Below are 12060 nucleotides of genomic sequence, written 5' to 3'. Positions count from 1 at the left end.
GCGCTCCTTTTAAGCCTGCCAGGGATGAATAACGACACCTTGTACGACGCGGTTAACGGTACCGCTGGCGGAAGGCGTATCCGGGGTGTTGCCCACGGCGAGAGATTGGTTAAGCGCGAAAATCTGGGCGTACATCAGGAAGCTGAATGCCAGTTCGACATCGTTGAAGTGTCGTGATGGCGGGAGAATGATATGCGGGCCTGCTTCAATAACAGGATCGGAACCTGCGGCGATGGCTACTATCCGCATAGCCTGGCGATCGCGACGCAACTCAGCGAGAAGATCCAGATCGTACTGGCGGGTATAGTGATGGTTGGAGACAAACATCACCACCAGCGTTTCGTTATTCACCAGTGACTTAGGCCCGTGACGGAAGCCGGTAGGCGAGTCATAAAACGCGGCCAGCTTACCTGCCGTGAGCTCAAGCACTTTCAGGGCGGATTCGCGCGCGGCGCCCTGCAACCCGCCGCTACCGAGGTAAACGATCCGTTTCCACGCTCCGTTGCCGAAAACCCCAGCGTTAATATCGCTCAACGAGTTAAGAATCGTCTGGCAGCAGTCAGCGACATCGCTGAATGTCTGGCTATTAATGAGGTTGGGTGCGAACACTGCAAGGCAACTGGCCATCATCGTGGTAATACTACTGGTCATCGCAAAGCCGCGATCGTGGGTTTCTGGCGGCATCAACAGCGGCAGAGCATTGTCGCTATCCAGCGCGGTTTGATACAGGCTGCCTGCTTCGTTGCAGGTAATGGGTAGGTGATAACACTCTGTAACAAACTGGTTCGCTAGTTCCACTGCGGCCACGCTCTCCGGGCTATTGCCTGAACGGGCAAACGAAACCAGCAGTAGTGGATGTGCGGGATCCAGATAATCCATCGGGTTGGTTACAAGGTCGGTGGTTGGAACGGCGCTAAAGTTTTTACCACTATGGCGGGACAGCCAGGGCGCGATTATCTCGCCGATAAATGCAGAAGTGCCGGCGCCGGTCAGGACGATACGGAGATCGTTTTTTCGTAGCAACGGCGTGAGAAAACCATCAATCTCCGATCGCAAACGATCGATATTCTTTAAAGATTGTATCCAACTGCCTGGTTGCTGGCGGATCTCTTCTTCGGTCCAGGTACCAGTGGTTGATGGCGCGGGGGTATATCTTTCTGACATAACGCAATCCTTATGGTGATGATTTCCGCTTTCGGTGTGGGCTAATGCAGTTCTTTCGTTTCGTTTCACTTTGACTTGCTTTTAATGTATTAAAATTTACATGAAAGAAATCGAAAGCTCAATAATATGATTGACAATAAAACGAAAATAGCCGCGCTCTGGGATTATTTTTTACATAACAAATTGAAATAATATGGTTTTTATTTGAACCGATTGCGAATCCAAAAAGAAAGGAAAAGAAAGGTCTGCAGGCAGGCTGCAGACCTGAGGAGAGAAGTGGGCTTAAAGCGAAAACGTTTCACCGCGGATCCAGATATTTTCCAGTCGCAGTTCGTTATCTACTGCAATGATGTCGGCCATTTTTCCCGGTTGTAACGATCCTAATTGTCGATCCAGCCCTAATAGCCGCGCCGGGTGAAGAGAAGCCATATGAATAGCCTGTTCAGCCGTCATACCGGGTAATGAACTGACGGCACGCACGGCGGAATCGAGTGAAAGGGTACTTCCCGCCAGACTTCCATTTAGCGTACGGACGATACCATCACGCATTTCTACTGTTTCGCCACATAGGGTGTAATTGCCGTCAGGCATACCCGCCGCCTGCATCGCGTCGGTTATCAGTATGATGCGATCTCCGGCACAACGGCAACATAGCTGCATTGCCGCGGGATGTACGTGATGGCCGTCGGCAATGAGTTCAAGCCAGGCGCGGTTATCGGTTAATCCGGCGCCGACCATTCCCGGTTCGCGATGATGCAATCCACTCATACCGTTGTAGCAATGTACCAGGCCATCCGCGCCGGCATCAAAGGCGGCACAGGTTTGTTGCCAGGTTGCCGCGCTATGGCCCAACATGACCCGCACGCCTTGCCGTTTAAGATGACGGATTGCCTGTAGCGCCCCCTCTTTTTCCGGGGCAAGGGCGACGACGCGTAGCGTCTCGCGAGAAACCGCAATCAACCGATCGAATTCGGCAAGATCCAGTTCCCTGAACCACTGTTCCGGATGGGCGCCTTTGTGCGGCGGCGTAAAGTAAGGGCCTTCAAGATAGCTGCCAAGAATTTGCGCCCCTGGACCGCCTGCGTGAACGCGCCGCGCAATACGTTCCAGCGCCGCATGGATTGCCGCTAACGGCGCGGTGACGGTGGTCGGCAACCAGCTGGCGACCCCCTCACGCGCTTTGTGTTTCGCCAGCAGATCTAACGTATCCGGCGCGTCATCCATGACATCTACGCCTGCGCCGCCGTGGACATGAATATCGATATAAGCAGGACACAGCAGCTCGGCATCGCGAGTGAGGACACCCGCGGGAATCGGCTCCAGCGCCACGATAACGTCATTTTCAATCCGTAGCTGATGGTCATCAAGCCATCCTTGCTCTGTGAGTAAGCGCCTGGCGCGCAGTATGCGGCTCATATGCCTTCCTCAACAGCATGATCTTCCCGACAGCGTCCCAGTTCGTCGACCAGACACGTTAACCCGCGGTGACCGCATTCCAGCGCCTGAAGACGAAATGCTTCGCTGGTTAATCCTTCGCGTTCCAGCACCATCTCCAACAATAGCTGCAGGTTAGTGCCGGTAATCACTTCCCGGCCGCGTTTTTGCATCGCCAGCGTGGAGGCGATGCGAAACGGCGTGCCGCCGAGTAAGTCAGTCAGAAAAACAATGTCTTCTTCGCCGTCCAGTTCATTGACCGCCTGTTCCAGCTGTGCGGTTAGCAGGGCGGTGGTGGATGATTCAGGGAAATCTATCGCAATGAATTGCGACTGTTCGCCCAGAATCTGTTTCATTGCCTTTTCCATCCCGCTGGCAAACCCGCCATGGCCGGTCAAAATGATTCCTAACATCGAAAACCTCTTAGCGTTACAGGAAGTGACAGAATTTACCTACGATACCCAGCGCGACCGTGATGCCGATAAGACGGAGAGGGCTCCAGCCGCGGCGTACCAGCCAGTACATCGCCAGGGTATAAACCAGCGGTAAAAAGGCGGGCATCAGCTTATCGATGACATCGGTTTGCAGTTTAACCACGGCGTCGCCGGCAGTGATTTCAAGCGTGGTGCTTAGACGAACATAGGTCGCTACCAGCGCGCCAATCACCGTCATCCCGACGATGGAAGCGGCATGACCGACTTTTTTGGTATTGGCTTTGATGAGCGGGATCGCCGCTACCCCCATCCGGTAAGCGTAATGCGCCAGGCCGAAACGCAGGCCGAGATGGACCACATTAAACAGGACGATAAAAACGACGGCCCCGAGAATCGAACCCTGAAGCGCCAGGCTGGCGCCAATGCCGCCGCAAATCGGCAGTAACGTTAGCCAGAACATGGCATCGCCGATACCGCCGAGCGGCGCGCCAACGGCGATTTTGGTGTTCTGGATGCTGTTAACATCCTGCTTCGAGCGCTCCATCGCCAGGATGATGCCGATGACAAAGGTCACGAGGAAAGGATGAGTGTTAAAAAACCCCATATGTCCTTTCATCGCCCGCGCCAGATCGCGCGGATTGGTGTGGATTTTCTTCAATGCCGGCAGCAGTCCATATAACCAGCCGGAAGCTTGCATACGTTCATAGTTAAATGATGCCTGTAAAAGCATCGAGCGCCAGGCCACCCGGTTAATGTCTTTTCGCGTCAGGTCGGCCCCAATGCTTTGATCTTCATAAACGTTTTCGTTGACGCCTGTGAGTAACGTTGTTTCACTTTCTGCCACATTGGGCAGCGTATGTTGATTAGATGCCATCTTCGAATTCCTCTTTAGGCGCCGCAGATTGAGTCGGTTCGGGAGATTTACGTAGCAGGTCGATAAGCGCCATAGCCAGCGCGGCGGCGGCAATGGCTAGCACGGGGAGCTTGAGCCAGGCCGCAGCAACGAACCCGATGATGAAATAGGGGATGTAGACATTTTTCATCATGATTTTGAGCAGTACGGCAAAACCGATTGCTGGCATGATGCCGCCCGCGACGCCCAAACCATCGATCAAGCGCTCAGGGAGTACATCGATCGCGGTTTTGGCGTGCTCTGCGCCAAAGTAGATGGGCAGAAAGGCACAGAGAAAATAAAAAGCGCCTAACGCCAGCAACGCCAGGTAATTCACGCGCTCAATGCCGCGGGTATCGGCATTTGCCGCCATGCGATCGCAGCGCGACATAACACCGGACATTACCGAGAAAAGGAATGTTATCCCCATCTGAACCGCGACGGCGAAGGGAACCGCAACGCCGACGGCGACATCGGGTTTAACGCCGGTGGTAATGGCAAAGGTGGTACCGACGATGGTCCCAATAATCACGTTTGGAGGTTGCGCGCCGGCCAGCGGCGCCAGCCCCATCCACACCAGCTCCAGCGTGCCGCCGGTTAATATACCGGTATGAAGATCGCCGAGGATCAGACCCACCAGAGGGCCAAGCACCACCGGACGATGCATATGGGTTAATCCGTTGAACATATCCAGGCCGGCGATAAAGGCAAGGATACCCAATGCAATGGCTTGAAAAAGCGAAATTTCCATGGCGAGCCCCTTAGAGCAGTTTATAAAGATCCATTGCCGGTTCTGTCGGAACTCCTTGAATGAAGCACTCAACGCCGGCGGATTTCAGACCGTTAAAGGCAGCAATATCATTGCCGTCGACAGAGACGGTTTTGGCAATTTGTCGTTTCCCGTCGGCGTAGTGCATATTGCCGACGTTGATGCGCGATACCGGCACCCCGCCGGAAACCAGCGTCAGAAAATCGGCGGGCGATTTACATACCAGCAATATTTTTTGCCGATCGGCGGCGCGATGAATGTTGTCGATGACTTTCTGCAGCGACCAGAAGCGCACGGCAATTCCCTCTGCCAATACCATTTCCATTAAATTCTGTTGCACAGGGTCTTCAGCCACCTCGTCATTGGCAACCAGAACCAGATTCGCGCCTGCAAACCCGACCCACTGCACGCCAACCTGGCCGTGGATTAAGCGTTCATCAATACGACTTAAAACAATATTTGGCATCGCCGTTTCCTCTTCGTTGTTATCCGTTATGAGATGTCATGCCCTGACAGGCGTCATGGTATTGCTGCAATATGTCCTGGACGTGGCTAATGATGAGTTCATGCGGCGTAGCGCTGAGCGCCCCCTCGCGAACTTTTACATACTGTAAAGGCAGATACTGGCTAATGAGCGGAAGCGGAATGGCCTCATCGGCCAGATTGCGCACCAGATGCGCTAAAGCGGTGTCTATCTGGCTGTCCGGCCAGTAGTAGCGAACGCGATCGGAATAGCTGTAGCCGCGTGCTAACCGCTGCGCGTGGCCATCGCCGTGGTAGTGGCTTTACCAGTATTCCGGGCGATCGAGCATGACGTTTTCCAGTACCTGGCGTAGCCCTGAACAGGCTTTTGCCGGTACGATTTCTTCTTCAATCGCTGCTAAAGCGAACAGCGCTTCACGTAACGCGAAAGTCAACGCCGGGCCGACTTTCAAAATCGCAAAATGATCGACCACCAGTTGGCGTAGCGCATGCGGCGTCTGATAATCCGTGGAATGCGCCTCGAAGAGCAGCGTGGCGTAATCCTCTACCATTGCGCTAAGAGGTTTTGAATTTTTTGATTTATAATCAATAACTTGTTTGTGATCAAATTCAACGCCAGGCTGTACTACGAGTGCAATAATTCGCGGCCAGAGATCTTCAAGCCCTTGTCTGGCAAAGGCTCTTTTGTGTGCGTCGAGAGTCGCTCGTGCGGCATTGGGGGTCGTGACCTGCAATGTGTTTAACGTTTCATGCGCGCCGCCCGGAACCGGAACCTCAGTGCCTATCACGTAGACAAGATCGGAGTCGCCTCCCCGGGCAATGCAGCTTTCTTCCGCGATTTTCGCCAACCTTGCGGCGCGTTCAGCAACGATGTCATCGGTTAAGGGAATAGGATCGTCTTTACAGGACATGCTGCAATCGAGGTGGATTTTTTTAAATCCGGCGGTGACATAGCTTTTGATCAGGTCGTCGGCATGGGCCATGGCTTGTGCTGCCGGTAGATGTTGCCAGCGGTTTGGCCCCAGGTGATCGCCGCCGAGGATGAGATCGTCGCGGGGGAAACCCAGTGAATCGGCAAGATGATAGATAAAGCCGCAGAAATCGGCGGGGGTCATACCGGTATAACCGCCAAACTGATCAACCTGATTGGAAGTCGCTTCAACGAGCAGCGGCGTGTGGTTTGCCTGAGCAAACCGAATGGCGGATTGCAGCACCAGCGGATGCGCGGAGCACACCGCGTAGATCCCGTTAGCCTCACCCTGTTTGTGTCGCACCACCAATTGTGTAAGATGTTTCACTTTCCTCTCCGGGTCAGATGTTGACGATTTTAATCTTTCGTTTTGTTTCGCTTTATAGTGCTTCAGCGTGCTTTAAAAATAAAACGAAAGATAATAGTTTTCCGATCTGTTTCACAAAAGAAACATAATGAAAGCTTTCAACGCGGGGAGAACCTCTGTTTCCTGACCCGATAGCGCTTGCATTCTGCTAAAAGAAAGGCGTTAATAGTCAAAACGAAATGAAACGAAAGATTCAACCAAGGATATAGTTATGAACAGCAGCGAGTCATCTGCCGAAAAGCGCATTTCCGGGACAAGTGAAAGGCGTGAGCAGATCATCCAGCGGTTGCGACAGCAGGGAAGCGTTCAGGTTAATGACCTGGCGGAGGCGTATGGTGTATCGACGGTCACAATACGCAACGATCTGGCGTTTCTGGAAAAGCAGGGTATTGCGGTGCGAGCTTATGGCGGCGCGCTGATTTGCGATAGCCATACACCTGGCATCGAACCGTCAGTGGAAGACAAAAGCGCGCTGAATACAGCCATCAAACGCCAAATCGCCAGCGCCGCCGTTGAAATGATAAAACCGGGGCACCGTATTATTCTCGACTCGGGCACGACTACCTGTGAAATCGCTCGTCAGCTAAGACAACATCAGGATGTCATCGCGATGACCAATGGAATAAATGTCGCCAACGCGTTGTTAGAAGCAGAAGGGGTGGAGTTACTGATGACGGGAGGGCATCTACGCCGCCAGTCGCAGTCTTTTTATGGCGATCAGGCTGAGCAATCCCTGCAGAATTACCACTTTGATATGCTTTTTCTGGGGGTGGATGCGATGGATCTGGAGCGCGGGATCAGCACCCATAATGAGGACGAAGCCCGCCTGAACCGTAAAATGTGCGAGGTCGCAGAGCGCATTATCGTTGTGACGGATTCCAGTAAATTCAATCGCTCCAGTTTGCATAAGATTATCGATACGCAGCGTATTGATACCATTATTGTCGATGATGCGATCCCGCAAGAGAGTCTCGAGGGGCTACGTAAGGGTGGGATTGAAGTTATCCTGGTCAAATCATAACTCTCTTCCCAGCCGGGATATTCTGTATAACCCGGCTGGTGATACGCGCTCTGTTCGGGATCACGTCACCGGCGCCGGGTTGAACACCGCCAGCTGGTTATGCAGACCCCATTGATCGGAGAAGGTTTTCTTACGCCCGCTGGCGACGTCAAGAATGAACTCAAACAGCTTCTGCCCGACTTCCTCAATCGTCTCCTCGCCAGTCGCGATGGTACCGGCATTGATATCCATTAAGTCGTACCAGCGGTTGGCAAGCTCGGTACGGGTCGCCATTTTAATCACCGGCACCGCCATCAGGCCGTAAGGGGTGCCGCGCCCGGTGGTGAACACCTGAACGGTAATGCCGGAAGCCACCTGTTGAGTGCCGCAGACAAAATCGCTGGCCGGCGTCGCGGCATAGATAAGCCCGCGTTTCGTCGGGCGCTGACCCGGCGAGAGAACTTCGACGATGGCGCTTTTGCCAGATTTGGCAATCGAACCCAGCGCTTTTTCCACCACGTTCGCCAGACCGCCTTTCTTATTACCCGGCGACGGATTGGCGCTGCGGTCGGTTTTTCCCAGCTCCAGATAGTTATCGTACCAGGCCATCTCTTCCAGCAGTCGTTTGCCAACTTCTTCGTTGATAGCGCGCGGGGTTAACAGATGGATAGCATCGCGCACTTCGGTGACTTCCGAGAACATCACCGTCGCGCCGCAGCGCACCAGCAGGTCGGACGCATAACCCACCGCCGGGTTGGCGGTCACGCCGGAGAAGGCGTCACTGCCGCCGCACTGCATACCCACCACTAATTCCGAAGCCGGGCAGGTCTCACGCTGGCGGGCGTTCAGCTTCGCCAGGTGGCGCTCGGCAACCTGCAGGATATCATCGACCATCGATTTAAAACCGACATGCTGTTCATCCTGCAAACGCACCACGCTGGCGCTATCGACGGCAATCGGCTGCACGTCTTCGGTTCCCTGCAGCAGACGTTCCGGCTGCAGCTTTTCACAGCCAAGGCCAATCACCATTACCTCGCCGCCAAAGTTAGGGTTCAGCGCGATATTGTGGATGGTGCGAATCGGCACGATGGCCGCCGGGGCGTTAATCGCCACGCCGCAGCCGTAGAGGTGGTTTAATCCCACTACGCCGTCGACGTTGGGATATTTAGGCAGCAGGTCGCGTTCAATGATCTTGACCACATAATCCACCACGCCGGCGACGCAGTGCACACTGGTGCTGATCCCCAGCAAATTTTTGGTGCCCACGCTGCCGTCGGCATTGCGATAGCCTTCAAAGGTGTATCCTTCCAGCGGCGGCAGCGGCGTGGGGACTTTAGTCGCCAGCGGTAAGGTATTGAGAGGCGGCGCGGTTGGCAGTTCGACCAGCGACTCATCAATCCAGCTTCCCTTTGGTATATCGCGAACGGCGAAGCCAATCACTTCGCCGTAGCGGATGATTTCACCATGGGCAGGGATATCGACAAGGGCGACTTTATGGCCTTGCGGGATATGTTCAACGAGGGTCAGGCCATCCGGAAAACGCGTTCCGGCGGTTAAACCGCGATCGTTAACAATAATCGCCACATTATCTGTAGGGTGTACTTTTATATAAAAAGCCGTCGGTGACTGTTGTCGAATTTCAATGTCAGCCATTGTCCAGTGATCTCCAAACCGGTGCTAATAATAAAATAAATCGTTAATTAAATTACTGCTTAGCAAAATAATGAAATAAAGAATGTCAGGAGTTATAGCGTTAGGTTGTGATCTACGTCACTCCTTGCCGCGACGACCGTTGCACATAGGTGGGTAATCCTGAGAAGTGTGGATTAGCGCCCACGTTCTCTGGCATTTGCATAACGAAAATGATTATTGAGGCGCTTATATTGTGATTGTGCATAGTGTCTGGCAACGGTGGGATGATTATACTGAGCCATGTTTTGCGGTGTTCGATATACGAATAAATAGCTCGCTTAAAAAATAATAAAGGACATTCGGTGTCAGAAAAATATCTAAATGATCCTGGATAAGAGAAAATAGGTAGCGGTTCGCTTTTTAATTCTGCTGTTTATATTTGTGATTGACGATATTAAACGGATTGAATGACAGCAGTAAGCAACGATTAACCCAAGGTAAAAATCATGGATAACGCAATTTTCCCGAACAAATTCAAAGCCGCGTTGGCGGCCCACCAGGTACAAATCGGCTGCTGGTGCGCCCTGGCGAATTCGATTAGCACCGAGGTATTAGGGCTGGCTGGTTTCGATTGGCTGGTGCTCGACGCGGAGCATGCGCCCAATGATGTGACCACGCTTATCCCGCAATTAATGGCGCTAAAGGGCAGCCACAGCGCGCCGGTCGTGCGCGTGCCGACCAACGAACCGATTATCATCAAGCGTATGCTGGACATCGGTTTCTACAACTTCCTGGTGCCGTTTGTCGAAACCGCTGAACAGGCGGCTCAGGCGGTGGCATCAACCCGCTATCCGCCGCAAGGGATCCGCGGGGTCTCCGTTTCTCATCGCGGCAATATGTTCGGCACCGTAGCGGAGTACTTCACTCAGTCTAATAACAACATCGCCATTCTGGTGCAGATTGAGAGCCAGACCGGAGTGGACAACGTCGACGCGATCGCTGCGACCGATGGCGTTGATGGCCTGTTCGTCGGTCCGAGCGATCTTGCCGCGGCGTTGGGCCATCTGGGCAATGCCGCCCATCCTGAGGTTCAGCATGCTATCCAGCATATTTTCTCCAGCGCCAGGAAACACGGTAAGCCGAGCGGCATTCTTGCACCGGTAGAAGCCGATGCGCGTCGCTATCTGGAGTGGGGCGCGACCTTCGTCGCCGTCGGTAGCGATTTAGGCGTCTTCCGTTCAGCAACCCAGAAACTTGCTGATTCTTTTAAAAAATAATCACCAGGATTAAGAGAGAAGATTATGACTATCAAAGTGGGTTTTATTGGTCTTGGCATCATGGGCAAGCCGATGAGCAAAAATTTGCTGAAGGCGGGTTATTCGCTGGTGGTATCCGACCGTAACCCTGAAGCCATTGCTGATGTGATTGCCGCGGGTGCAGAAACCGCGAGCACAGCGAAAGCCATTGCTGAGCAGTGCGATGTAATTATCACCATGCTGCCAAACTCTCCGCACGTAAAAGACGTTGCGTTGGGGGAAAACGGCATTATCGAAGGTGCGAAACCGGGCACTGTGGTGATCGATATGAGCTCTATCGCGCCGCTGGCGAGCCGTGAAATTAGCGAAGCGCTGAAGGCCAAAGGCATCGATATGCTGGATGCGCCGGTAAGCGGCGGCGAACCTAAAGCGATCGACGGTACCCTGTCGGTGATGGTTGGCGGTGACAAGGCGATTTTCGATAAATACTACGACCTGATGAAAGCGATGGCGGGATCCGTGGTTCATACCGGCGATATTGGCGCAGGTAACGTCACCAAATTGGCCAACCAGGTGATTGTGGCGCTGAACATCGCGGCCATGTCGGAGGCGTTAACCCTGGCCACCAAAGCCGGCGTTAACCCGGACCTGGTGTATCAGGCGATTCGCGGCGGCCTGGCGGGCAGCACCGTGCTTGATGCTAAAGCGCCGATGGTGATGGATCGCAACTTCAAGCCGGGTTTCCGCATCGATCTGCATATCAAAGATCTGGCCAATGCGCTGGATACATCTCACGGCGTCGGCGCCCAGCTACCGCTGACGGCGGCGGTAATGGAGATGATGCAGGCGCTGCGCGCGGATGGTCTGGGTACCGCGGACCATAGCGCTCTGGCGTGTTACTACGAAAAACTGGCGAAAGTGGAAGTGACTCGCTAACAAGATGGGCGTGTGCCTGCGCCCTGTTATGTTTACTTTTCGCAGCGCCGTCAGGCTACATCACCATGAACATTTTTTCGTCCCTGGCTCTGATAAACAAAGCCTTTCTGCCGGCGAGGGGAGGGTGAAAGCCATGATTGCCGCGACGCTTGCGAGCGGAATGCGCTGTGCGGGGTGACAAAGGCGCGCGAACCCTCTATACTTCGCGCCGAAGCTGACCAGACAGTCGCCGCTTCGTCGTCGTCCTCTAAGGGGGAGACGGGCGGAGGGGAGGAAAGTCCGGGCTCCATAGGGCAAGGTGCCAGGTAACGCCTGGGGGGTGTCACAGCCCACGACCAGTGCAACAGAGAGCAAACCGCCGATGGCCCGCGCAAGCGGGATCAGGTAAGGGTGAAAGGGTGCGGTAAGAGCGCACCGCGCGGCTGGTAACAGTCCGCGGCACGGTAAACTCCACCCGGAGCAAGGCCAAATAGGGGTTCATAAGGTACGGCCCGTACTGAACCCGGGTAGGCTGCTTGAGCCAGTGAGCGATTGCTGGCCTAGATGAATGACTGTCCACGACAGAACCCGGCTTATCGGTCAGTTTCACCTCTTTACGTAAAAACCCCGCTTCGGCGGGGTTTTTACTATCTGGAACTCAATCCCATTTCGTTTTTTTGATTTCAGCCCATTACAAACCTGTATTGCCGGATATCCACTTTTAAACAGCTTTCTGGCTGCATT

Annotated in this window: 10 protein-coding genes, 1 other RNA gene and 1 pseudogene; 4 read left to right on the top strand and 8 right to left on the bottom strand. The window is 53.9% G+C overall.

Annotated features, from left to right (window positions below):
• Nucleotides 1–9: 9 nt before the first annotated feature.
• The 7 genes and pseudogenes from AC22LX_RS12765 to kbaZ form a co-directional block, all read right to left on the bottom strand.
• On the bottom strand, nt 10–1164 hold the full coding sequence (locus AC22LX_RS12765; protein WP_045394922.1) for an SIS domain-containing protein: 1155 nt from the start codon (nt 1162–1164) through the stop codon (nt 10–12).
• A gap of 282 nt (nt 1165–1446) precedes the next feature.
• The gene (gene nagA, locus AC22LX_RS12760; protein ID WP_045394921.1) at nt 1447–2580 is read right to left on the bottom strand and encodes an N-acetylglucosamine-6-phosphate deacetylase; all 1134 of its coding nucleotides are present in this window, start codon (nt 2578–2580) and stop codon (nt 1447–1449) included.
• Nucleotides 2577–3011, bottom strand: coding sequence for a PTS galactosamine/N-acetylgalactosamine transporter subunit IIA (gene agaF / locus AC22LX_RS12755; protein WP_045394920.1), 435 nt, complete (start codon nt 3009–3011; stop codon nt 2577–2579). Before agaF ends, nagA begins: the two co-directional genes overlap by 4 nt.
• A gap of 16 nt (nt 3012–3027) precedes the next feature.
• Nucleotides 3028–3906 carry a PTS N-acetylgalactosamine transporter subunit IID gene (gene agaE / locus AC22LX_RS12750; RefSeq protein ID WP_045394919.1) on the bottom strand — a complete coding sequence of 293 codons (879 nt, stop codon included), beginning with the start codon at nt 3904–3906 and terminating at the stop codon, nt 3028–3030.
• A complete protein-coding gene (gene agaW / locus AC22LX_RS12745; RefSeq protein WP_045394918.1) occupies nt 3896–4675 on the bottom strand; it encodes a PTS N-acetylgalactosamine transporter subunit IIC in 780 nt (259 codons plus the stop codon). The genes agaE and agaW overlap by 11 nt, the downstream gene beginning before the upstream one ends.
• A gap of 10 nt (nt 4676–4685) precedes the next feature.
• A complete protein-coding gene (gene agaV / locus AC22LX_RS12740) occupies nt 4686–5159 on the bottom strand; it encodes a PTS N-acetylgalactosamine transporter subunit IIB (RefSeq protein ID WP_015369555.1) in 474 nt (157 codons plus the stop codon).
• A gap of 19 nt (nt 5160–5178) precedes the next feature.
• Nucleotides 5179–6474 (bottom strand): annotated as a pseudogene (kbaZ, locus tag AC22LX_RS12735) (tagatose-bisphosphate aldolase subunit KbaZ).
• A gap of 250 nt (nt 6475–6724) precedes the next feature.
• Here kbaZ and AC22LX_RS12730 point away from each other — a divergent pair.
• A complete protein-coding gene (locus AC22LX_RS12730) occupies nt 6725–7534 on the top strand; it encodes a DeoR family transcriptional regulator (protein WP_045394916.1) in 810 nt (269 codons plus the stop codon).
• A 60-nt stretch (nt 7535–7594) separates the two neighbouring features.
• Here AC22LX_RS12730 and garD read toward each other — a convergent pair whose 3' ends face one another.
• Nucleotides 7595–9166: a galactarate dehydratase gene (gene garD / locus AC22LX_RS12725; RefSeq protein WP_047044783.1), complete on the bottom strand. Its 1572-nt coding sequence runs from the start codon at nt 9164–9166 to the stop codon at nt 7595–7597.
• A gap of 485 nt (nt 9167–9651) precedes the next feature.
• Between garD and garL the strand changes: the two genes are divergently transcribed.
• From garL to rnpB, 3 genes are all read left to right on the top strand, one after another.
• Nucleotides 9652–10422, top strand: a complete 771-nt coding sequence (gene garL / locus AC22LX_RS12720; protein WP_063447625.1) for a 2-dehydro-3-deoxyglucarate aldolase — start codon at nt 9652–9654, stop codon at nt 10420–10422.
• Between the two features lie 24 nt (nt 10423–10446).
• Nucleotides 10447–11337, top strand: coding sequence for a 2-hydroxy-3-oxopropionate reductase (garR, locus tag AC22LX_RS12715; protein ID WP_045394913.1), 891 nt, complete (start codon nt 10447–10449; stop codon nt 11335–11337).
• Between the two features lie 210 nt (nt 11338–11547).
• Nucleotides 11548–11928: RNase P RNA component class A (gene rnpB, locus AC22LX_RS12710), an RNA gene on the top strand.
• The last annotated feature ends 132 nt before the right edge of the window (nt 11929–12060 follow it).

It is taken from the genome of Klebsiella sp. PK01 (assembly GCF_057624675.1).
Note: the sequence above shows the minus strand (reverse complement) of the source record. Positions and strands in the feature narration are given on the sequence as shown.

Excerpts from the sequence above, each read along its gene's own strand:
- agaV (WP_015369555.1), bottom strand. The coding sequence starts at position 5,159 with ATGCCAAATATTGTTTTAAGTCGTATTGATGAACGCTTAATCCACGGC.
- garD (WP_047044783.1), bottom strand. The coding sequence starts at position 9,166 with ATGGCTGACATTGAAATTCGACAACAGTCACCGACGGCTTTTTATATA.
- agaF (WP_045394920.1), bottom strand. The coding sequence starts at position 3,011 with ATGTTAGGAATCATTTTGACCGGCCATGGCGGGTTTGCCAGCGGGATG.
- garR (WP_045394913.1), top strand. The coding sequence starts at position 10,447 with ATGACTATCAAAGTGGGTTTTATTGGTCTTGGCATCATGGGCAAGCCG.
- agaW (WP_045394918.1), bottom strand. The coding sequence starts at position 4,675 with ATGGAAATTTCGCTTTTTCAAGCCATTGCATTGGGTATCCTTGCCTTT.
- garL (WP_063447625.1), top strand. The coding sequence starts at position 9,652 with ATGGATAACGCAATTTTCCCGAACAAATTCAAAGCCGCGTTGGCGGCC.
- AC22LX_RS12765 (WP_045394922.1), bottom strand. The coding sequence starts at position 1,164 with ATGTCAGAAAGATATACCCCCGCGCCATCAACCACTGGTACCTGGACC.
- nagA (WP_045394921.1), bottom strand. The coding sequence starts at position 2,580 with ATGAGCCGCATACTGCGCGCCAGGCGCTTACTCACAGAGCAAGGATGG.
- agaE (WP_045394919.1), bottom strand. The coding sequence starts at position 3,906 with ATGGCATCTAATCAACATACGCTGCCCAATGTGGCAGAAAGTGAAACA.
- AC22LX_RS12730 (WP_045394916.1), top strand. The coding sequence starts at position 6,725 with ATGAACAGCAGCGAGTCATCTGCCGAAAAGCGCATTTCCGGGACAAGT.